Below are 22,447 nucleotides of genomic sequence, written 5' to 3'. Positions count from 1 at the left end.
CACAATGAAAAGTGATCAAGCGTTGATTTGCGCTAAAGAGACTGCAGAAGCCTTTTTTAATAGCGAAATCCCTATGGATTACATTCATGCACACATTCGAGCTAATTTCAACGAACTCGAAGAGTCCATACATCTAGAACTATATAACCTTGAGTTGGAAACGTTCAGCTGGCAATTAGGACAATGGATTACAGAGCAAAGCGATGCTGCTGAGTTAGTCACGACGAAAGCAGATATCGAAAAGGAAGTGGCAAAGCGGTGTTTGGCCAAATGGCCCGTTACTGATTCGGCGTTTGATGCATTCGTGGCGATGAACACCCACCGAAAGGCAATAAGCTCTGCTATTCACGCTAGAGAACAGCTCGCTTATCTCGATGACCTCACTTTGGTAGCGTAAGGGATAACATGAACATTAAACGGTATTTCAATAACGGTGTATGTGCTCAAGTGTCACAGCAACACAACACTAGAAAGATCATCACAGTAGCCATTGAGCTTATCCCTAGAGAGAGCGACAACAACGACTACGAAAACAAAATTTTGGTTCAACTAAAAGAGTCGGAAGTCAGTGTTCTATTAGAAACGTTGCTCTTGTATCGAGAAGAAATGTCGATTGGTAATCACGGCAGCAACAATGACAAAATGCTCACAGTACGCAATCAGAACAACGGTTTGTTCATCTTTATGCGTGAGGGGAGGAAAGAAACACAGCTTACCTTCGTAATTGATGAGGATGCTCGCTTTGAGTTATTAACGCTGGTGGCCGACGTTGTGGCGAAAAGAGATAAGATCAGCGTGAAAGATGTACTAGATTTATTACGCGCATTATCGTCACGACGCGCACAACTAAATATAAATAGGTAGCACAGTGAAGTTGAATGTAAATTTCGATAATTTGATTAAAGAAACAGCCAAAATCAAAGGATTGTGGAGTCTAGCTAGGGTTATAATTGAACAAGGGCAAAGCTACGACAATATCATTCTGACCTTATCAGAATACACGAACGATAACTCAGGCATCATTAAAAGAACAGTAGACGGACATTTGTCATTCATGATTGCCAATGAAGTTGTAGTGATTGAGAGACAACCAGGTGGTGAAACTCTCCAACCTAAGTACTTAACAAAAGGAACTGTATTGTTATGAGTATGAATAAACAAATGCAATTTGAATTTGAAACTATGGTTAAAAATAGATATCCCAAACTATTTGCACGCATAGTACCGCTAGATTTCGACATTGCTAGACAGTTAACAGATGATTTGATTGATGCCAAAAGTGGATATCCGACATCTTGTATTCGAAGAATGGTTGCTCGCTTTATTGCACAACACACTAAATCACCAATCTACATTCTTGAGGTGACTAAAGCTTTCTACAAGAAACAGCCAAGAGTCGGCATTTATGGCCCATCTACACATATACTTTCTGGCCATATATTAGAAATGATAACGATTGCAGATAGAGAACCGAACTTCTTTATGGACTTAGAAAACTATGAAGCAATGCGTTACTACGAGGCGGTAAGGGAAGAACTTACCTGCGTTGTTCAATAGACAATCTCCAACACAAAGGATGTGTAAATGAGGATCACACAAGAAGATTCAATTAATCACTACTTAAAATCCAAGTTCGATGTAGTTATTGTTGATAGATTGGACTCTGGTAGCTTTGGGACCTGCTTTGAATTATCTAACGGACATGCTCTGAAGGTCACCACAAGTTTGAGTGAAGGAGTGTACGCAGCTCGTTGTTTAAATCAAAAAATGGATAATGTAACTGACATTCATAACGTAGTTTGTTTTCAAGATAGCGATTTTATTAAGAACCCCATCTTCCTTATAGAGCAAGATTTAGTCGATACCAATCACGATCGCTGCTATGTCGCAGGGCGAGCTTTATCTCTATTGGATGAATCTCTCTTCAGCATTTATGACTTCCTTGACCTTGATGATATGAGGGATGAAATTCGATATCAATTTGAAGCTGAACCTGAACTAATGGAGTGCATTGAAGAACTCCAAAATGGTATTTATCAGCATCAGGCATTGGGTAATATGGCCGCAGACGTAAAAGAAGATAACTTTGGCGTTAAATACATAGCAGGACAGCCCGTACTTTGCTTGTTTGACCAAATGAACCTGGGACTTGAGCGGCAACTGAAATTCAGATTTCATTTAGAAGAGCACCTTGAGCCATCCCAGTTAGATAAAGTATTGAAAGCGGATTTCCGCGTAGTCAGGAAAGAACTTGCCGAATTAGTGAGTCTACAAAACGTTGAGAATGTAGAAGACCTAACGTATTCCACCGATTTTAATATGTAGAATTAAGATCTGCTCCTTTGTTGGTCGCGCAGTGGGATTTCGGCTTCTACCGAGAGCAATTAATATCTATCTCCATCATTAAATCGTCCATCTCGCATTGTGCCAACGTAAACCGCTTACCGTAGACATTGCACCGTTTACAGCGCATCCAGTCAAACATCAGGTCTGTTTTGTGTTCCACTTCGCTAACCAAAGAATGTTTATCCCACTCATGTTCACAAGCAAGGACATTAATTGGAAGCTTCATCACCTCTAACTCTTTTTTGTATTCTTGAGAGTATCGATAGTAGGTGACGTCAGAACCTAATCTAGATACCATTTGAGCGCAGATAGAACAGACTCTCCACCAGCCATAATGTTCACTTTCTTCTTTACTGAGGTAGTATTTCCCTACGGATTTCTCAAATTCACAGATTTGACAACACCGTTTTTTAGGTTCTATGCTCATTTCATCGTCCTCATGGTAACTATAACCCCGCATAGCACTGTGTTAGGTAATTGACATTAGTGCCTTTTTTGGCGATGTAATCTTGCATCAAGTTAAACTCTAATTTGGCATGTGCCTTTCCTTCGTTATAAGCCTCACAACTAAAGTTCACATTAGGCATTAGAATGTAGAACGGTTGACCTGATTGAACATCGAGGTACACAATTCCCGTTCGGACTAAATAACTTAGACAGGCGTTGATTACCGTTTCACTTAATTCGGTTGAATACTCAGCGTGAGCAACGATCCAAGGCGTAATTTGCTCATAGAGTTCTGGGGAATCAACCTCTATGGATGATTCAAATGCAGCATACTCTTTTAAATATTGAAGCATCAGCGCGACCGACTTACTACTTGGATAAGACATCTCAATAAGGACATTTCCAACATGATGGCTGTCTTCAGAATGAAGTAAATAGGCATTGGAAGGTTGGCCATCGCGACCAATTCGCCCCGTTTCTTGCAAGTAAGCATCTACATTTAATGGGATGTCTACATGAAAACATTGACGAATATCTGAGATGTCTATACCAACACCAAATGCGTTCGTTGCAACCATTACCCCTGAATTAGATTGTACGTATTCACTAAATTGGGTTTTCTTTTGTTCAGGGAGCATGCCTGAATGATATTTGTATACATTTAAGCCTAAGAGTTCTAACAATTTAAAGACGACATCTACGCGCTTTCGTGTACCACAAAATATCAGAGTTTTATCGATACCCAGATAAGGCTTCATTGTCTTAACTGCTTTAACACACGAATTATGAAGCTTGGATGCTTTACTGTCTCCTGCAGCTCCGTTTAACCTGACTAGCTCGCTAAGTGTTAGTGCTCCAGATTCTTGCAAGATTGTATAATCAATATTTGCTTTTACTGGATTATCTCTAATAACTGTAAAATCAGAATCGAACACCTCATTTAAAGTATCAATGGTGGCGAGTGATGCTGTAGCGGTTAAGGCTAAAAATTGAGGTTTTTTGATCTGCGAGCGGATCGTGTCAGAGAAGGCTTTAAAAGCTGGTCTAAAGTTATCTCCCCATTGCTTAACAAAATGAGCTTCATCAATCACTATGCGTCTTACTTTACGTTTTGACAATACTCTTGAGAGAAGTGCTGTGTGAGCAATCGACTCAGGTGAACAATAGATGAGCTTAACAGATTCTAAATTCTTAGTAATGGCTTCTCTTTCTGACTCTATAAGCTGACTGTGGTAGGCCATAGCTACGACTTCACCCATTTTCTTATTAATGGTGGTCACTTGATCCGAAATGGTGGATATCAAAGGGCTGATAACAATCGTAACTTGGTCGTCGAGTAACGCCGGCAACTGAAAGCAAAGGCTTTTTCCGTACCCTGTAGATAAAGCGGCTAAAACATTTTTCCGTTCTTTGACGACTAGCTGTATGACATCTCTCTGCAATGGCTTTAAGCAATCTACCCCAAGCTTCTCTAAGATTTCATTAAGCATCTTTTATCCCCTTTAATAAATCGTTTACTCTCCACCCAATCTAACATGGGTTTTTCCCGGCATCCGGCGGAATTAGGATGAAATTTTAAATTAAGTTATATACTATAAACAAACAATCCGAACATAAGGGCGTAACAGTGCTTATAAAAAAAATCAGTGTGTTTTCGTATAACTTATCGGATAACACGCTTCCTAACATAAATAAGATTGCCTCAAACAATTCATGTCCTGAAACAACAGAAACCATCTTGAAAACTCGCGGTTTTGAACGCCCCTTTATGGATATTGATCAACATGAGGAGTTTGCGGTTCAAGTTGGTGAATTTGTTATCGCTATGATTGTCATTCAGGAGAGAAAGGCTAAGCGAGATGATGTCAGCCATAAGTTAGCTATATGGAAGCAAGAGATGCGTAATGGCGATGCCCCTGTCACGCGTAAGGATGAACGTGATCAAAGGAAAGTTATCGAAGCAGAGTTAGCTAAAATAGCATTACCGAGCCGCAATGAAATAGAGATGTTCATTGATATCAAAAATCAACAAATTTGGTTGACCACCAGCTCTAAAAAAGAAATTGATGAAATTTCTTCTTTACTTATGTCTGCAGGTATTTCCCTTCAAGCAAAACCGTTTTCGCCAGTCATGGAGGAAAACTTAACCGAATTCATAAAAGTGCCTAACAAGATTGCTGAAGACTTTGATTTAGGAGATAAAGCTAGCTTGGTCAATGAAAAAGCTATCGCTCGATACACGGGGCAAGATTTAGCATCTTCTGAACTTGAAACGAATGTAGATAAATGCAAACAAGTCACCAGTGCTGAATTTGAATTCAAAAAAGCCATTAAATTTTCTATCAGTAACACACAAGCTCTAACTAGCATAAAGTACGATAAAGATGCAGTTATTGAGATGTTAGAGTATGAAGTAGAAGATGGCGATTTATTGCATTTAGCCAAGCAATCGATCCGCATTAGATTGGAAGCTCTCAATCTACTTATTCCGAATCTTTTCTCCATGTTTGACGCTATGGACGAAAGTGGCGGTTTTGAAATTAGTTAAAGAGGAATTAATGATGAATAGCAAGTTTTCAAAATTGATACTTGGGTTAACACTCGCACTCCCGTTTTTACCCGCCATCTGCAATGCTGGAGACTGGGTTTCTAGGGGGCATTGGGAGTTTCAGGAAAGTGTTGATTACAATAAATTTCCCGATAGCCGGTGGAAACAAACTGTTGTTTTCGATATCTACGATACCTCACCTGAATCCAGAACTACTGTACAACGCGAATTGGCGGAAATAGGAAATATGGTTAACGGTAAGGGATTGGTTAAAAATTACAATAGAATGACTTCCTTATCAGAGAAATGGGTCAACTCATATATTAATTCTTTTGGTCAAATACCCGGGCGCTTCAAAGAGAAAACCGCAAGACGAGATCTCTTAGGTATGAATATCATGCTGTTCAGCCATAAACTAAATGGACAAAGCAGCGCAGATCTTTACAAGCTGTACGACAACCTACAATCACTTAGACATCATACCCTTTATCGTAAATGGTTTACCTGCACAATAGGTAATGGGGACAAAGAACGTTCCGTTAAATGTGAAGATGTCGTAATTCCATTTATCTCAAAAGCAAAACTTGCGAGAGTAACCAATCAATTTTCTAAATTGTACGGCTTTAATCCAAATAAGAGTTCATTCGTGATGTACAACAAAACGACTAATGAACTTCTAGTAGCAAGATATAAGCAACAAAACCCAGATGACCTCGTAAAGCTGTACCCAATCAACTTGAACACTGGGAAAGGTGGAGCGCCACTATTTTTAAGTGAGTTTAGATTTTAGAGCAGGCAGTAGAGCAATGGATTACAAATACAAAATGAATAAAGTATCCGCGTGCGTTGTGACACTTATGTTGACTGGTTGCTTCAGTAGTGGGCCGTCTACTATCTCGGTTTCAATTAGTGACCAGGCTACAAAAAAACTTCTTGCTGAAATGAACCCTAGTGATTTCAGTGTTTTTTATCTCGACACCCAAACATTTTCAAAAATCACTACGGTATACACAGATATGCTGCTTGTTAACCAGGCACTCGACTCGGCAGATTTGCGCACCATTAATGAATACCTACCATCTCTAAACTCGGTACGATTGCGTAATTATTACGATCAAAACTTATCTGATTTAATGCAAAATTTTAGATACAACGAAGCGATGAAGTCCTTTAACGAGGAACTATCAGGACTTTCCATTGCCTCTGAACATTCTCAAAGCCAATTACAGAAAATAGAAAGTCATATAGATAAGTATGTTGCTCTCGACAAAATTGAAGGCAAGAAAACTGAAGTAGTGCAAAATGAAATCGCCAATTCAAAATATCGCATTGTTCAATTAAAACAAGAATTAGAGCGTAAGGTTAGGGGGTTCCAATTACGTGCTGGGGCCATTTTTAAGGCTAAAGATGTAGCTTATGAACACCACAACGTATTTGCAGCTATAAATAATAACTGCAATAGGTACAGTGGTAAGTACAAGTACCGTGTCTATATAGGTGATCTTTGCTTTGTAAAATCCCTCCCGCCAGGTGTGAAGTTCGATATAGCGATGAACAAAGCGTACCAAAAAGGATTCATCGACTACATCGGTCACCGATTTAAACTTACTAACAGTAGCCCCGCTTACAATGGTACATACTTAGCAGAAATAGATGAAATTAAACAAAGCATTCACCATGAAAAGAAACAATTAGATAAAGTATATGGAAGCCTAAAAAAACTTAATAGAGAGGCAGGAACCCTCAGTAGCATTGCTAGGAATGATCGATACAAAATTGAACATTTCGCCAGAAACAAAACGAAATTTATCGAAACCTTCCTAGGACAAGAGTTTCTGGACGTTAAGAACAAGATTGGCTTCGGTGTTGATTTGAATGACCCGTCATCTCCGCTTTATTTGGATGTATCGGATATTTTGGCAAATACACCAGCCGTAACACTTGATAATTCTTACAGTGCCGATTTTAAATCTAATTCTTCAATGGTAGTCATCGTAGTCGGCAAGGAAAGTGGCAATCCTAACTTTCCAGTTTTCATGCTTCCTGAAGTTATCGATCAATCGACCATTGGCGCACAGGAAACTCTTTACTACAACTTAGGAAGCAACAACACAGAAAGTGTAAGCGACAAAGGAGCATTTGATACCTTTGTTACTCTTGTAGGCGAGTCATATGTACGGTGGAAAAAATAATGAAACTAACCAAAGTGCCAGTGTCAAAATTGAGAGAACGTTCAGGATTTAGTTTAGCGCCGCTCAACGAGTACGCTCTAATTCGTGTATATCGAAAAAGAAGGTCTGTGGTGAAGTCTGAAGTTGAAACTGATTCATAAGAACAGGTAGCTATTATGTAATTAATTGTTAGAAAAACGCCGTATTCGCGACATTTCGAGTGGTATTGTAAATTAAGAATTAATTTAACGAGAGTCGATACGCGTGATAACAAGAGAAACATATTCGGTAAAACATATTGCAAACGGTGTGGGCCGAATTTATATAAAAAACTCAAAAATCCTTCGACAAAATGGTTATGTAGCTGGGGCTCAATTCTCAATCACTGAAAGGAAACATGCTTTAAAACTTACCCTTTGCAACGATGGTACCAAGAGCGTAAACAAGACCAACAGGGGTGAACTGGTAGAAATCAGGTCTAAGATGGTCGGTGCTGTTCTAAATGGCGTTTCAAAGGTCAATGTTACGTTCAAGCAGGGAATAATTTATATTGAAGTGGCTTTGGTAGAGCTAAAGCGCATGATCCGAGAAGCAGCCCTTATCAAAAGTCTATTGAATGAGATTCCGCTCAGATTCGCCTCTATATTCTCCGGTATTGGTACTCTGTCATACCAAATAAAGAAAGGGTTACAATCTCAGTTAATTGAATCAGAAATAGCTCTCTCAATTGATTCTGATACCTTGGCCATGAATATTCAAATAGAAGGGAATCCCATTTGGAACACTCCGACAGAAGATGCACAAGCATATGGAGTTGATATACGAGATATAGACGTAGATCAACTTAAATCGGTTCACGTAGCAGAAGTAGGGTATCCGTGCGTAGGGCAATCTACGCTTTGTCCCGCGAGCAGAAGGGACTTAGATCACCCAGAAGCAGGAACACTATTTATCCCACTAATCGGCATCATTAAGAAGCTAAATCCTGCCTTAATTATTCTAGAAAATTCCGTACCATTTATTAAGAGTCAAACACTTTCACTAATGGAACGAGAATTTGACTTCTTAGGCTATAGACTGCAAACCACAAAAATTAATGGCTACGATAACGGTGACTTTGAGGAAAGGAGAAGAGCTTGCGCAGTACTCATATCAAAAGGTTTACCAGAACTCCCTTTAGATCAATTTTACCCTCCATCTGATATCGAACGCTCAACATTCAATTCGATTAGGGATGATATTGCAGATAACAGCGATAAATGGAGCCTAATGGAACACGTAACTAAGAAGTCAAACGATACCAGGCTTAATTTTAAGCACAACCTTCTAATTGGCGATGAAGACAAAGTAGCAACGCTCACGGCGGGATACGCATCACCCAGAATAGGATCTCCGATGGTGGCGCATGATAATTATGAAGAAAACGGACTACAGCGTTTAATTTCCAATTTGGAACATTCTAGAATCCGAGGTATCCCGGACCAATTATGGCGTGTCCTTGAGAAAGTAGGTGCCGGTAATCACAGTTTGGTGAGTAAACGAGGAAACACCTCACACGTCCATCGAATGCTAGGTAATGGAGTTTCGCCAAAGGCATGGTTCAATTTATCAGCATTTATTGGGGGTTATTTAAGAAACCTAGCTTATAAGGAAAGTCTTATGAGTAAGTTCCGATAGCAGATATATTTGACCAAACAGATAAATTTTAAGGATGGAATAATGTCACAGAGAATTATGCAGTTTGATAGAAATGATACAACGAGAGATATCATTGTGTGCGGTTGGGATCGCCCTCTGTCGCAGTTGTTTTGTTATGTGGGCTCTGAAACAAAGTCTGCATATGAATTTATGCCAGATGATGTAGACGAATGGCTATTAGATGAGCAACTAAAGTTAGACAAATTTATTTATGTTCCTAATGGTGACGTGACTACTGAGTGTTTAAACACATTAAAAAGGTTCATTGAAAATGGTCACGCAATGTTAGAGCAACCTATGAGTGATGATGTCATAACGCAATTGCTTGAACTATTGAAAGAAGATGCTAAAACCGATTTGATGAACGTAATTTCACTACATGCTATCAATGGGCAACTTGAAGCCAAGTAACGAGTAAGCGATTGAATTGAAACGAACTTCTAAAATATGAGAGTAAAACGTAATGATGTCACTGAAACCATTCCAAAAAGTAAAACTATTGCTTGTTGTGATCGCCATATTATTTGCTTGGTGTTATCAAAGAGCCAACACAGAACCAGAAATAACTCGGCATGGGTTAAAACCTATGACTGCATCTATCGCGCAAGCGTGCTCTTTAGAGGGAGACTGCATAGACGGAGTGCTTCTTCTGCAAGGTCAATTTACCATTTTCTCAAAAGAGGTACTGGAAGACTTTTTTCTTGAAAATAATTTAACTTTTGGGGATGTTGAATATATTTGCTTCGATTCGCCAGGCGGTGAAAATTCATTTGGGATATACCTTGGAACTGAAATTGCTAACAACAAAATAAATACGTGTGTTGCTGATGCTTATTATGTAGCGGGAGAACTAACGTCAGAATTATCTGAATCTAATGAAGCCACTATATGTGCCTCTATGTGTCCGTTTACTTATATGTCTGGAAACGAACGTATAATGCTTGGTAAATCCACAGAATTTCTTTACCATTCATCTCAATCAACAATTGGAGTTTGTGGCTTTTGTGTTTACACATTCACAGATAAAAGATCAAAAGATCAAATAATGAATTTACTCCTCTCTTACAAAGAGAAAGGAAGTAGACCAATATCCGAAATAGAAAAATTGATTGATGTAACATTTAGCATTCCTCATGAAAAAATAGCTCCAATGACATATGAGCAATTAGCCAAATACAACGTTGTGACTCAATTTGAAAGCCTTTAATGCACTGCTCAAACTCCAACCTTTGTAGACCTTCATACTAAATACTGATCTCTAAAATGACATAAGGAAAAACCTCGGTATGTTCGAGGTTTTTCCTTAAAAAACCACCAGCTATACACAGCCTAGAGTGACGCTGTAACTGTTAAATTAATCAACCATGCCCGACCAATTATCCTAATATTGGAAATACTGTCAGTACTTAAGCTCGACAATTCATACACCCAGTAAGCTGTTCGTCTAAAGTAAATTTCAATTTGGGGAAAGATGGTAAAAAGAAACATAATAAAATCGTGCATAACGATTTTATTATGTTTATAATGCATACTGCAAACTATAATTCATCAATTGAATGTTAGTGTATTACAACGATTATGTTTCATGTGGATTATAAAGCAGCATGGAATCCGCAGTTAACTTAAGAGGGAATTCAATGAGCTATCGTGAACCTTTAATGTACCCATATCTAATGTCGGGATGTGTTGTACATCAGTTCGAAGTGGTACGTCATGAATCGGAGGTCTTCGGTAAAAAACAGATCGACCAAATTGAACTGAACTTTATTGGAATAGACAAACCGAGCGCCTATCTATCCGTTGAAGATTTAAGTCGCGGTGTAGATGGAATGATTCAATTCACTAATGCGCTAGAAATAGGCCTGGGACTTGATGATCGAAAGAGCGATATGATTTCTATTACCACAAGAAGTGTAGACTTCTTAACTTTTGACAGGAAAGGGCGAGGGTATTCGAAGTTGGAAGTTAGTAGTTCCGGCATTAATACAATCACGACGACCGCAAAAGAGTGGGAAGTCGATCCTATAAAAACATTGCTAAACATTTATACGCTCCTTACGGATGCGAGTAGTCGGAAATAGAAAGAGCTAACTTATGAAATAGCAAAACAAAGAAGCAATGCGAGCTTGCCGACCCCTCCCTAAGCGCAGTTAAACTTGTTCGGCAATAAACTGTGCAATTTCCATTAGGATATTGCACTTTTCTTATTGCTCCACCAAAAACAGAAGTACAAAAGAATTCGTTAAATTACAAGCTAAATAATTCATGATGACAGCAAGTTAATTGATTTTAAATGGATAGGGGATTCCGAGTGTTTACATTTCAACTTATTATAATAAAAACGCATTGCGTTAGTTTTATTATGAGTGTAAGCTGTATATATAAACAGTAAGGAGTAAGAGAATGCTAAAGAGTCCAATTTATCAATCGGAAAATGAAAACCATTATTTCGAAATCATTCCAGAAGGCGTCGCAAACCCATCGATATACACTTTTGCTTTCAGTTCGTTATTTTTCAAGTTCAATATCTGGGAAGAAGTCAAAGAGGCTTCAATCAGCATCTCTAATCTTGAGAGAGGGGCGGAAGGAATCGCTGATTTTATTCAATCAATCCCACTACCAATCAATGCCCCTGAAAGCGGCGACTACCGATTTTTGTGTCGCACCATGAATGTATTGGCGATTGCCGAAAATGGGAAAGATATCCGTCTGCTAGACAAATACGATAACGTTCTATTTCGCTTGTCGGCAAATGAATGCAGAGATGACCCTTCCACTGGGTTGGCTTTCATTTATGCATTCGTAATGAAATAGCCGATTGCAAAACAGAAACTTACGATGATCAAAAGGTATTAATGATGAGTTATCCCCAATCAACAATTGCAGAAGTTTTGAGTCTACAAAAGGAGTTTGAAGGCATCTCCAAGCTAATTGGTGACAGTGTAGCGAGAGTGTCTAACAAAGCTATGGGCGCCATTATTGATGAACAGCAAAAAAGCGCCATCAATTACACACTGGTTATCCCTCAGTCGAATGAAGCAATTGAATTAGGGGGCGGTAAGCTATGGTTTGCCGGCTTTGTCTTTGTTGAAAATAGTCAAATTCAATGGGGTGATACAAACATTACACTGCCACTACATGCACAAATCGTTGAATCGTTGACAGAGCATTTTAAAGGCTGCATTTCACTAACTGGTGACAACCTTACCGAAATCTCTCTAGCAGAACGACTCGCAGCTAAGCGCCTTGTCCAGACAGAAGCACTAACACACACGATCATCGTCCCTGACAGCACTATGGGTGTTGAGTGTGGCCACGGAAGCGGCATTTGGCACCCTGTACTAATTTCTAGCAACCAACTTTAATTTTAGGAACAACTATGGCTACTAAACAACCTATACAACCTCTGCATCCGTTTAACCCTCAAGCGCCTCGCGCTCAATCTCAAAAGCTCGCTTACAGTGCCAATAGGTCGTGAAGTACTTGTTTGAAAATTGTGGCATTCCTGCCATTTCAAACTTGATGGCAATGGAATTCCCAATATCTGACAAAGAACAATTTTGTCAGCTATTGGGATGCACTTTTAAACAGTGTGTTGAATTTGGGTTTTCTCCAGATGCTAAAGAAGTTCCTACACTATCGAAGTCTCGTTACATCCAAATTCGAAATAAAATTCAACTTGAGGCTAATGAAGGCACCGAATGGTACAGAACCTTCCACCTTACGCCTCGACCAATTCAACCACTATTAGTAGATGAGAAGCGAGGGCTCATTTTTAAAGAGAATGCAATCGTAACCTACCTACTAGACAACAACCCAAATGGGCTCACATTCAATGATTTATACCGTGGGTTAAGTCCGTGTGAATATGTAGAAGATTATGAACAGTTCGCTCAACTGATCGGCTACCCACTAGAAGGTTTCCTTGAAATGAATTCGACATCAGAAGAATCCGCTAAAGCAGCAAAATTGATGTATGAACATGGATTTACAGAGTTAGAAGCTCGAAACAAGGTAATTGAACTAATTGCCAATCAATAATTAAGGCGGTCATCATGCTACTCGATAAAGTTAACTCGGATTTCAACTTAGTCATGTCAAATTCTATGCCATCAACCAATTACGAACTTCGCAATATGACGACTGTGGCAGGGTTAAATTTCATTGCGATCACGGTTCCCAAAGCTAAAGGTGTAGGCGAACCCATGATTATCATCGTTAATGGGGCTAAGAAAATCGTCAATATAAAGCATGACAAAGACGAGAAGCATGATGCATGGGCCAGGCTGTCAAAATTGCTTTGCCTCTATTTCTTTAAGTTTTGACTTATCTGGCAAGTGAAATCTGAAGAAACATAAAAGACTAGATCATAAAGAGGATCGCGTTATGCTGACAGCTCAACAAACTGGCTTTATGCCGATAATTATAAGCTTGATGTCCATTAGGATTAATGCCGTTGATTTAAAAGTACTAAATCAGATCCTAAGTTCAAAGATACACGGTTTACGAGTGTCGAACGCCAAAGGCCAAGACTTTTACTTTGAAGCGATCAGCACTCAACTTATTAACTATCACAATACAAACTACATTCACGTAGAGTTTAATAGTGACTGCCAATCCGTCATTGATCATTATCCTATGATGAATTTCGATTTAGACCCATTAAGCTTTGATTTGCAGCCTGTTCACATAGAGGTTTTTGTCGATAGTGGGGCGGATGTCTTTATACACGCTTCAACATCCTTTAACTTTAGCAACTTACGAACTGAAAAAGAAGTTGGCGTTAATGCTGTGAGAGAATGCAATTTCGTTAAAATAAACCATAACCATTCCACCCAAAAGTCGTCATAACGAGCTATTTGTATGAGCAAAAATAAAGTCACCACTTTACCTGTTAAATCATCTTCTCAAGGAATTGCTCTTAGAGAAGATGATTATGATGTCATGAGTAAATGGAAACAGCGTCAATCTAAATTAGGTCGATTTCAAGTTAATTTCCCTGATTTAATTGAGCTAATAGATCCATTATCGGAAAACGCTGACTTCATTGTTATTCGAGCAAACAAGTTCAACAAGGATCGTGGTGGCTTATCCAAATCTACAACTCAACAACTTGCTAGTGTATTAAGAGCATGGGCTAAATTTTGCGTAGATCGGGGGATTTATGCGTTTCCGCAGCCGAACAGTAATGCGGTAGAACTGTATTTGATGCACCTAATTGCGCTCGATAAATCGATTGCGACCATTAATCAACACCGCAACCAATTGAGATACATTTATGATTACTTGGAGGTGTATAACCCACTGCGCTCACCGGATGTAAAAGCAATAACTAAATCCCTAAAGCTCGATTACGTTGAGTTAACTGGGAATTCCTATACACAAAATCAAGCAACGCCGTTGAGGGCTGTTCACTTAAATGCATTATTTGACCACTTTGACAATTTAGACTTAAAAATCAGGGCCAGAGTATCACTCAAGCAGCGAAAGTATTTAGCGATTGCGAGTACGCTTTATTCGACTTGTTTACGTGAAGATGAAATTTGTCGTATAAAACTTAAGGACCTAATAGAAACTTTTGATGAAAATGGTGATGTAGCATTTAAAGTACTACGAACCCGAAGTAAAACAGGGGTTGACGTAAAGTCTAAATTTGTCACTGGTCGTTACGCTGTCACTCTTAAATCGTACCTGACTCGTGTGACACCCATTTTGCACAGTACCGATTTCGTTTTCAGTAATATAAGCGAAGGTTTAGTTGCGTTATCGCCAAGCACACCTCCAACGGGAACAACTATAGACCGCAATTTATCGTCGCTATTTCAGATTTTTACTCAACTAAATTCTGAAAATTTAGAAGCTGACATTTCAGTGTATAACAAGCCGAACTGGACTGGTCATAGTGGTCGAATTGGTCGGGTGGTGGACGAATATGTAATAAACAAATTGAGAATAGATCAAATTCAGCCAATAGGTGATTGGAAATCAACTCAAATGGTATTGGTTTATTTACGTGAAGTTATGGAAAACGAAGAAATGGAAAAAAACATAAGAAGTGCAGAGTGAATCATTTACCTGGGACTTAATGGTACGTAATTTATATTTATACAGAGGCTTACATGAACAAATCACTTGTAATAACTGCAAACCAATCCGTTATCGAGTCAGCCCTAATCAACGCTGACTTCAACATGACTCGATATCCATTGATGACTATTCTTTCAGTACTGTGCGAAAGCATAATTTCTAAGGAATTTTGCCAAAATGAAATGGATGGCCACATGGCATTTCTGTGTAACTCTACGAAGCAAGCTGTCTCTACATTCAAGCTAACATCTAAAGAAGGTTCGATTAGTGATGAAATGAAAAAAGACTTCTTAGCTGATTTGTCGATCATTAATGGTGTGACTTCGTTATACAAAACAATGCAAACGCTCAACGTTCAGCACAATGATACAATTAACAAACTGACCGACCCTATCACTCTTCAAAACCAAGCAGACAGTTCACTGATAACTGAGATATCCGAACTTAACACACAATTATCTTCAAGCACATTAATCCTCTCTCAGAGTCAAGCAGAACTACAGATTCTAAAAGAGAAGTACAGCCTACTTGAGAACAATTTAGCGTCGAATAAAGAAGCGTCTGAGCGTTTATCCCATTTTTTACTGTGTTTAAAAAACAAACTCGGCATCGAGGAAGGTAGCTGTCAGAAGTCTGATATTTTAGATGATGTGATCGTAAGCCTGGTGACCAATAACAATGCTATAAAAGAGCATGAACACACAAAGTCTAAATTAGCAGCAACCATTAAAAAACTGAATGATGTAAGTAAAAGAGAAGCAACGCTTCGAAAGATGAACCCTGAATCACTCCAGAAGCGGCTCGACAAGCAAAAGAAAAACAAAGATGAACATAAGGTAGAATTGGCAGAGGAACGCTCTAAGCATCGCGCAGAGCTCGAAATAGCAAAGCAATGGAAGACATTGTATTCGACAATTCAGGTTGAACAATCGGGAGTCGGTTTAGAAAACATAGAATTTAATGTCTACGTGGTTAACGAGCCATCCAAGTCACGAAGTAATAATTTAAACATTGCTACTGTCGACTTGCCATTTACGATATTGGTGCATTCTTCAACGGGTATCTATTTTGAAGTGCAATTCACGTATTTTGGCACACCTATTTATCCAGCCATAGGCCCACATCAAAAAGGGTGGCCAAGGGAGGTCAATAACCAAGTCCATTTATGTCTAATTGAACAGTTAGGGTCCAGCAAGTTCAGAAACAAACGTACCTTGGAAATAATGAGTCAAATCGAAAAAATCAAGAAAGTGTCTATTCTAGATTTAGACATAGACGAGTTTGAAGGTTACTACGATATTATACTGGCCTGTGGTTGCAAAACCTTGTGGGGAGCAGCTGCCTTATCCTCCGACAGCTTCGTAAGTGCCGTTCAATCTAATTTAGTTGATGACACATACGCAGAAGTAAAAATTCGTGATGCCCACCAACTTGTTTTAGAGTTTATTACAACTGTATGCCAAGAAGCAGCAAGGATCAGAAAGTTCTCTTTCGCTGCTTAATTTCGACATTCCGACGTATTAACAGAAAAACCAATGCTAAGGTACTGACTAAATAACATTAGTGAGTACCTTTTTTATGAGCGAATATTCAATAACAAGTTTCTTTAGCGGAGCTGGCCTTGGTGATAAGGGAATTGTGGATGCTGGAGTTCGGATCAACCAATCATTTGAAATGGATGCTAACGCCGTTAAAACGTATAACGCGAACTTTGATCACCAAATTTCTGAAACTGACATAACCAAAACTTTGGTGCTTGAACAAACAAAATCCGAAGGCATGGTTTTTTCTTACCCGTGTACCCGTTATTCCAATATGGCGAATTTGCACGGCACACAAACTGGTGATGACCTCTATCTACATGCATTACGATTTTTAGCGATAGCAAGACCAGAATTTTACGCCGTCGAGAACGTTGTAGGACTCAAATACTTCAAAATAGTCATGGAAGCCATGACGAAAATGAGCGACTACTATGTTCAGATTTTTTGCCCTGTGGAATCATCTATCTTCGTACCGCAACGTAGAGATAGATTAGTAATTTTAGCGACCAAGAAGTATTTCAATTTTAGACCTCCTGAAAATCTCAAACCCGTTTCATTAGCATCTATATTGGAAAAAAACCCACAAATTAGCATTCCAAAGTCAGTTTACACCCGCCTTGATGGTGGCTACCGTGATCTACCGATTATCTCAGATCCGCGCAAAGGCGACATTGCGCCCTGCTGTCTAGCCCACTACGGTAAAGACCGTGGAACTAGGCTCGTTGTCGATACCAACTTTCCTCGCAATGTGCGTCCATACACAGTTAGGGAGTACGCCAGATTGCAAGGCCTTGAAGATTCATTCGTCTTTCCTGTGTGCGACACAGAGGCTTTTAAGCAGATCGGAAATGGAATTACACGTCATGTTGGCATATGGATAGGCACCGAATTTAAGCGATATATGTCCCAAGGCAGAAGAATAGCATCAAATCTTAGTTAAGATACCTATCATAGATTTCGAGATGAGAAGGGAAGGTAAGCTAACTACTTTTCATCTCCAAAAATAATGACCAACAACATTAAATTTCATTGCTGAATCATTTGAATTTAGCAAAGGAGTAACGTCCAATATGTTCAATAATAGGTAATATATCGCTATAGGCTTCGAGCAAAGCAGACTTGGTTTGGATGTAGGCAGAGAGCTTGCCGTACTTTCCAATTGAGCGCACAACGGTTTTATATTGGTACTTGCCCGAATTGGTATTCAACACCCTCCACTTTGTCAAATAACATAACTCTTTCTTATCGGGGTCCGATAGGGTCGGGGTCGGCTTATACACCAAAGTTGGCTCTAGGCTACGTGGTAACCGGCCTAATAAAAGTTCATCTTCCAAAATCCTTTTCCAATGTTTACCCCAAAACTTTTTCCCTAATTGATTGCGCTTTTTGATAGCTATCTTTAATGCTTCTTTCTCGCCAAGCTTGATAAATCCAACGCTTAAGTGTTGTACAGTAATTGAGGAGTCGGGGACGTGTATCTTGTATGCGGTTCTTCCTTTGGAAATAAATCGATGACCAACCTTGCCGACTGTGGTAGATGAATTATTTTTCATCACTTTCTTGGGTTTCAATTTCTTCACTATAGGTGTCGAGTCATTCTTTGACGCTGGTTCTTTATTGTTAAAAGAACTAATAACATTATGATCGATAATGTCATACGCTTTTTCGGCTTCAACCAGAAGACCGTCTAGTTTTCTTAGATCATCAGTATCGAGTAAGCACTTAATAATTAATCGCTTTTGAGTGGGACTAAACATCTGGGTTATATCTTGACGTTTATCTAAAAAATCAAATCGTGGAGGGATGAGTTCGCTTAACTCTAATAGTTCTTTAGTCAAATTCCTGATTGTATTGGTATGTATGCTTCCTAGAGAAACTAACAAAGAATACACCCTGACTGCATTATTCATAAATCGCTTCCAATATTACGTACGTATGAATTATGACATTTCGTATTGTTAATACCAAGCTTTATGAATCAGTTGTTTGGCTATTATGCTTTCACGACTACGATATCTCTCCAACGTGTTGTTGGGCTTTTTGATAGGAATTGTCTTTCTACCTTGGCCTTATCGATACCGGTATTCGCAAGAAAGACAGTGTTCTTACCAAACCTTCGATTAATTTGGTCGAAAAGTCCCATAAATGTATCGCGGTCCTCAGTACCAAATAAATCAAGCTGCTCATTACGCTTACTTTCCAAAGCAAGAAAACCTACCCCCACTTTTGAAATTTCTGTACCAGGGACGTACATCGAATCAACCAGAAAATTAACGACTTTAGATAAGATAATCAAGTCGCTGGTGGCGTAATCAAAGTGATGTAGATTTCGCTTGAAATATGGCTTCCATGTGTCTGAGGAAGTTCCTATATGAACAGTAATCGTTTTTATCTTTGATTGTTGATTTCTGGCCTTAAGAGAGGCTAAATTTAGTAGTTCGCAAGCGGCTCGCTTTACGTTTATTAAACCGGCCAATCTAGGTGACACCGTTCGAGTTGAGAAGATTTGCTTTTTGTCTGGACGCGATTCGTACCAGGAAAAACAAGGTTCGTTATTTAATTCTCGAACGGTTTTCTCTACATCGATATTAAACTCCTTCCTGATGCGAGTAGGACACTGTTTCGATAAGGCTAAAGCAGTCCTAACCCCAGAATGTTCTAATTGGTTTGCTCTACGTACGCCTATTCCCCAAACATCGTTTGCGGAGAGGTCAACCAACGATCTATTAGGCCCTATTAACAAGAATACTCCATCCGAATTGGACTTGGCTAACCGCGACGCGCATTTTGATAGTGTCATTGTCTTAGCGATTCCGATAGACACTGGCACTCGTGTTCGCCTCCATATTTCTCGTCGTATTATCTTAGCGTGCTCTATTATTTCGCTTTCAGATAAAGTATCTATCGTTAGCCAGCATTCATCAATTGAATAAATAAACTGTTCATTTGCGAACTCACTAGCAACGGACATAAAGGCTTTACTAACGCTATTGTACAGTGAGTAATTTGAGCTAAAAACATTGACTCCTTTTGCCTCTGCCAGCCCCTTTATTTCAGAGTAATAAGACATACGTTTGAAACCTAAATCACTGGCTTGGCGGTTTAATGCAACGATAGAACTATCACCATTAGATAACACAATTATGGGTTTGCCTCGTAAGTCTGGACGGTAGATTAACTCTGCGTTGGCATAGAATCGATTTGCATCAATCATCAAATAATACTTCATCATTAAAGCCTGAAACCTTCAGGAACAAGGGCGCGAATTGTAGATGTGACCACCCCCTCAATTTGCAAGGTATCGTCTTCTGTTATTGGCACAACGCTTTCACGACCGAAATAATCGATAGAGACAAGGGCAGGGATGTGTCTATTCAACCTTTTGACGACAAATGCACCGTTATAATTCGCCACAACGATGCTTAAATGTTCTGGTAGGCGCTTTCTATTGACGACAAGAATATCCGATTCAAATATCCGAAGACCCTGCATTGAGTCACCACTGACACGAACAAAAAACATCGAGTTCGGATCATCAATTAACAGTTCATCGATACTTATATTTGACTCAGCATAATCAAGTGCGGGACTTTCAAAGTTGGTAATAGAGGCGTCAACGGTAATAGGGAAAAAATTCATAGATAAGTACTGTTTATGCATACAGCCCTTATGATGAGCGATGAGATTGGAATATTCAACAAAAAGGAGAGTTGGAATTAAACAGAACTACGCAAGTGGGGAAAAAGATAATTTACACATACCATTTTAATTGAACGATTGTCACAAAAGTCATATCCTTGTTGAAGATGAATATGGAGTTTTTCAATATGGACTTTCAATTAAACTTACAAAATGATAGTGGTTTTATTCCCGATATCAATCAGTTAGGCATGTACTTGTATGTCGCTGCCGTTGTCTTTTACTTAGTCGTATTTTTCTTCTGCTACGTATGGCTGACAAAAGGAAGGTCAAAACACAAAGTCAATGTCAATGTTTCGAAGCGGCTATTCAAAGAAGTCGTGTACATGAACGACTCAGAAAAACTAGCTTATTTGAGAAAAGTTAATCCGTATGTCTTTGAAGAAATGATTCTTACAGCTCTTGAGTATCATGGTTACACAATTTCTAGAGGTACAAAATACAGTAACGACGGTGGAATAGACGGTAAGGTAAAAATCAAAGGTAAGTGGCACCTTATTCAAGCGAAAAGGTATTCGGGGCCAATACAGTCATCCCATGCTTTAAATTTCGACAAAGTATGTCAAGTAAATCAAACCTGTGGTTTCTTCATACATACGGGTAAAACACCATTCCGAAAAGGGCGTGTACAATTGAAAAATAGTGCAATCGTATCCGGCACATCGATGCTTTCCATGTTCTCAAAAAAAATGCCCCCCCAATTATTAAATGCATTACATCAGTTTAATCCATGAAGGTAATACTTCATTTCAAGCAGTTAAATAAGTCCTATCCACTTACTAATTAAAAGAGCGATTATGAAATTATATATCGAGCCTATTAGCGCAATTTTACTCTCCATTCTACTTGGATGGGGGTGGAGCAAGATCACCAGTGAACCGATTTGCCAAGTCGAAGAGGTTCACAATGAACAGAAAGTACTAATCCCTAAGTATTGCAATGAAGTCTTGGATACTTAAATCTCCCCTAAAAATCGAACAACTTAAAGAGAAGCATTATGCTCAACCTTAAACGAACATTAATCGCGATTGTCGCCTTCGCCACAATTAGTGGTTGCTCAGGTGAATCTACCGCACCATCGGGAGAAAAACCCTCCCCAACACAGCCTGCAACAAAGCCAAAACCGGAAGGGGGAACAAACCCGACATCAGGCGATCTTTTTAGCACTGCAATATCGGTAGGTGGACATTCAGTTTTTATCGGAGCGCCAAGTGAGTCTTCATCGAGTAAAGGTTTACATGGGGATAGAGAAAACAATGATTTAGACTGGTCGGGCGCTGTCTACATTCATTGATAAAGCTTCAACAGGACCAAAACCTCTCACACAATGGGCTAATTAGAGGAGTAATTAGCTCCTAACCGTTGAATCTTGTCACATTAAAGTCGCGTTAAATATTCTATGGCTTAAATGTAAAGCCTGGATTAACTTGATAATCAGGTTTGTTATGGACCTCTCCGCTAACGCATTCTTTGATATCTCTAGAACCCTTAGATAAACCGATTATCCTTTCTAGGTTCTTTTGGAGCTTTGCAAGTGCTACCGGGTCCGTTGTGCTTGTACTTTTTGTTTTCAACGACTCTATGCTCATATCACAACTCCTCTTACTGTTCAATATTACTTTTAATTTGGAAGTTTTATATCTCTTAGGCATATAAATACAAAATGCTTCCAAATTAAACATAAGTATAGCTTAGTTGTGCTGAGTATCACTTTTGATACACTTTTGACGTAAAATTCACATTAGTTCGCTGAATAAACATGAATCTCATAATAAAATTTACGTATATGCAACCTTGAGACAAGTTGATAGTAATGCGCATGTACGCAATTGTAAACATGGTTTCTGTGAATTTTTATCAATTTAATCTAACAAAACTTCCAAATTAAACTTAGGGGACTTCCATTC

Annotated in this window: 28 protein-coding genes; 23 read left to right on the top strand and 5 right to left on the bottom strand. The window is 39.0% G+C overall.

Annotated elements, in window-relative coordinates; genetic code table 11:
• Positions 1-4: 4 nt before the first annotated feature.
• The 5 genes from AB4513_RS07185 to AB4513_RS07165 are packed head-to-tail and all read left to right on the top strand — an operon-like array spanning position 5 to position 2,325.
• The gene (locus tag AB4513_RS07185; RefSeq protein WP_133151987.1) at positions 5-397 is read left to right on the top strand and encodes a hypothetical protein; all 393 of its coding nucleotides are present in this window, start codon (positions 5-7) and stop codon (positions 395-397) included.
• Positions 398-405: 8 nt separating this feature from the next.
• A complete protein-coding gene (locus AB4513_RS07180; protein ID WP_102258421.1) occupies positions 406-864 on the top strand; it encodes a hypothetical protein in 459 nt (152 codons plus the stop codon).
• Positions 865-868: 4 nt separating this feature from the next.
• A complete protein-coding gene (locus tag AB4513_RS07175; protein WP_102258420.1) occupies positions 869-1,147 on the top strand; it encodes a hypothetical protein in 279 nt (92 codons plus the stop codon).
• Complete coding sequence (locus AB4513_RS07170; protein WP_102258419.1) at positions 1,144-1,557, top strand: hypothetical protein; 414 nt, start codon at positions 1,144-1,146, stop codon at positions 1,555-1,557. Before AB4513_RS07175 ends, AB4513_RS07170 begins: the two co-directional genes overlap by 4 nt.
• A 27-nt stretch (positions 1,558-1,584) precedes the next feature.
• On the top strand, positions 1,585-2,325 hold the full coding sequence (locus tag AB4513_RS07165) for a hypothetical protein (protein WP_102258418.1): 741 nt from the start codon (positions 1,585-1,587) through the stop codon (positions 2,323-2,325).
• Between the two features lie 46 nt (positions 2,326-2,371).
• Here AB4513_RS07165 and AB4513_RS07160 read toward each other — a convergent pair whose 3' ends face one another.
• Entirely contained in the window at positions 2,372-2,773 is a 402-nt protein-coding gene (locus AB4513_RS07160; protein WP_133151986.1) for a hypothetical protein, read from the bottom strand.
• Between the two features lie 19 nt (positions 2,774-2,792).
• The gene (locus AB4513_RS07155; protein ID WP_102258416.1) at positions 2,793-4,283 is read right to left on the bottom strand and encodes a RecQ family ATP-dependent DNA helicase; all 1,491 of its coding nucleotides are present in this window, start codon (positions 4,281-4,283) and stop codon (positions 2,793-2,795) included.
• A gap of 137 nt (positions 4,284-4,420) precedes the next feature.
• Here AB4513_RS07155 and rdgC point away from each other — a divergent pair, with 137 nt between their 5' ends.
• The 15 genes from rdgC (at position 4,421) to AB4513_RS07080 (ending at position 17,781) form a co-directional block, all read left to right on the top strand.
• Entirely contained in the window at positions 4,421-5,341 is a 921-nt protein-coding gene (gene rdgC, locus AB4513_RS07150) for a recombination-associated protein RdgC (RefSeq protein ID WP_157936407.1), read from the top strand.
• Positions 5,328-6,131 carry a hypothetical protein gene (locus tag AB4513_RS07145; protein WP_133151985.1) on the top strand — a complete coding sequence of 268 codons (804 nt, stop codon included), beginning with the start codon at positions 5,328-5,330 and terminating at the stop codon, positions 6,129-6,131. The genes rdgC and AB4513_RS07145 overlap by 14 nt, the downstream gene beginning before the upstream one ends.
• Positions 6,132-6,147: 16 nt before the next feature.
• Positions 6,148-7,533, top strand: a complete 1,386-nt coding sequence (locus AB4513_RS07140; RefSeq protein WP_133151984.1) for a hypothetical protein — start codon at positions 6,148-6,150, stop codon at positions 7,531-7,533.
• Between the two features lie 243 nt (positions 7,534-7,776).
• Positions 7,777-9,189, top strand: a complete 1,413-nt coding sequence (locus AB4513_RS07135) for a DNA cytosine methyltransferase (protein WP_102258412.1) — start codon at positions 7,777-7,779, stop codon at positions 9,187-9,189.
• Positions 9,190-9,231: 42 nt separating this feature from the next.
• Positions 9,232-9,621 carry a hypothetical protein gene (locus AB4513_RS07130; RefSeq protein WP_102258411.1) on the top strand — a complete coding sequence of 130 codons (390 nt, stop codon included), beginning with the start codon at positions 9,232-9,234 and terminating at the stop codon, positions 9,619-9,621.
• Between the two features lie 52 nt (positions 9,622-9,673).
• Complete coding sequence (locus AB4513_RS07125) at positions 9,674-10,417, top strand: hypothetical protein (RefSeq protein WP_102258410.1); 744 nt, start codon at positions 9,674-9,676, stop codon at positions 10,415-10,417.
• 430 nt (positions 10,418-10,847) lie between these two features.
• A complete protein-coding gene (locus tag AB4513_RS07120; protein WP_102258409.1) occupies positions 10,848-11,291 on the top strand; it encodes a hypothetical protein in 444 nt (147 codons plus the stop codon).
• Between the two features lie 322 nt (positions 11,292-11,613).
• Positions 11,614-12,024, top strand: coding sequence for a hypothetical protein (locus AB4513_RS07115; protein ID WP_102258408.1), 411 nt, complete (start codon positions 11,614-11,616; stop codon positions 12,022-12,024).
• 44 nt (positions 12,025-12,068) lie between these two features.
• On the top strand, positions 12,069-12,575 hold the full coding sequence (locus AB4513_RS07110; RefSeq protein WP_102258407.1) for a hypothetical protein: 507 nt from the start codon (positions 12,069-12,071) through the stop codon (positions 12,573-12,575).
• A 109-nt stretch (positions 12,576-12,684) separates the two neighbouring features.
• Positions 12,685-13,251, top strand: coding sequence for a hypothetical protein (locus AB4513_RS07105; RefSeq protein ID WP_102258406.1), 567 nt, complete (start codon positions 12,685-12,687; stop codon positions 13,249-13,251).
• A 14-nt stretch (positions 13,252-13,265) separates the two neighbouring features.
• Positions 13,266-13,535: a hypothetical protein gene (locus AB4513_RS07100; RefSeq protein ID WP_102258405.1), complete on the top strand. Its 270-nt coding sequence runs from the start codon at positions 13,266-13,268 to the stop codon at positions 13,533-13,535.
• A gap of 61 nt (positions 13,536-13,596) precedes the next feature.
• A complete protein-coding gene (locus AB4513_RS07095; RefSeq protein WP_102258404.1) occupies positions 13,597-14,061 on the top strand; it encodes a hypothetical protein in 465 nt (154 codons plus the stop codon).
• A 12-nt stretch (positions 14,062-14,073) separates the two neighbouring features.
• Positions 14,074-15,276 carry a site-specific integrase gene (locus tag AB4513_RS07090; protein WP_102258403.1) on the top strand — a complete coding sequence of 401 codons (1,203 nt, stop codon included), beginning with the start codon at positions 14,074-14,076 and terminating at the stop codon, positions 15,274-15,276.
• Between the two features lie 53 nt (positions 15,277-15,329).
• Positions 15,330-16,799: a hypothetical protein gene (locus AB4513_RS07085; protein WP_102579720.1), complete on the top strand. Its 1,470-nt coding sequence runs from the start codon at positions 15,330-15,332 to the stop codon at positions 16,797-16,799.
• Between the two features lie 76 nt (positions 16,800-16,875).
• Positions 16,876-17,781: a DNA cytosine methyltransferase gene (locus AB4513_RS07080; RefSeq protein WP_102258401.1), complete on the top strand. Its 906-nt coding sequence runs from the start codon at positions 16,876-16,878 to the stop codon at positions 17,779-17,781.
• Between the two features lie 97 nt (positions 17,782-17,878).
• Here AB4513_RS07080 and AB4513_RS07075 read toward each other — a convergent pair whose 3' ends face one another.
• From AB4513_RS07075 to AB4513_RS07065, 3 genes are all read right to left on the bottom strand, one after another.
• A complete protein-coding gene (locus AB4513_RS07075) occupies positions 17,879-18,394 on the bottom strand; it encodes a Fe3+-citrate ABC transporter substrate-binding protein (RefSeq protein WP_102258446.1) in 516 nt (171 codons plus the stop codon).
• Positions 18,395-18,834: 440 nt separating this feature from the next.
• On the bottom strand, positions 18,835-20,073 hold the full coding sequence (locus AB4513_RS07070) for a DUF4113 domain-containing protein (protein WP_102258400.1): 1,239 nt from the start codon (positions 20,071-20,073) through the stop codon (positions 18,835-18,837).
• Positions 20,073-20,501, bottom strand: coding sequence for a S24 family peptidase (locus AB4513_RS07065; RefSeq protein ID WP_102258399.1), 429 nt, complete (start codon positions 20,499-20,501; stop codon positions 20,073-20,075). Before AB4513_RS07065 ends, AB4513_RS07070 begins: the two co-directional genes overlap by 1 nt.
• A 167-nt stretch (positions 20,502-20,668) precedes the next feature.
• Between AB4513_RS07065 and AB4513_RS07060 the strand changes: the two genes are divergently transcribed.
• The 3 genes from AB4513_RS07060 to AB4513_RS07050 all read left to right on the top strand — a co-directional run bounded on the left by AB4513_RS07060 (position 20,669) and on the right by AB4513_RS07050 (position 21,834).
• Positions 20,669-21,274, top strand: coding sequence for a restriction endonuclease (locus tag AB4513_RS07060; protein WP_157936406.1), 606 nt, complete (start codon positions 20,669-20,671; stop codon positions 21,272-21,274).
• 63 nt (positions 21,275-21,337) lie between these two features.
• The gene (locus AB4513_RS07055; protein WP_157936405.1) at positions 21,338-21,499 is read left to right on the top strand and encodes a hypothetical protein; all 162 of its coding nucleotides are present in this window, start codon (positions 21,338-21,340) and stop codon (positions 21,497-21,499) included.
• Positions 21,500-21,537: 38 nt separating this feature from the next.
• Positions 21,538-21,834, top strand: coding sequence for a hypothetical protein (locus AB4513_RS07050; protein ID WP_102258397.1), 297 nt, complete (start codon positions 21,538-21,540; stop codon positions 21,832-21,834).
• The last annotated feature ends 613 nt before the right edge of the window (positions 21,835-22,447 follow it).

This window comes from Vibrio sp. 10N.222.54.E6 (genome assembly GCF_041473955.1).
Classification (GTDB): domain Bacteria; phylum Pseudomonadota; class Gammaproteobacteria; order Enterobacterales; family Vibrionaceae; genus Vibrio; species Vibrio tasmaniensis_A.
The sequence above is the reverse complement of the archived record's forward strand: the minus strand, read 5'-3'. Positions and strand labels throughout refer to the sequence as shown.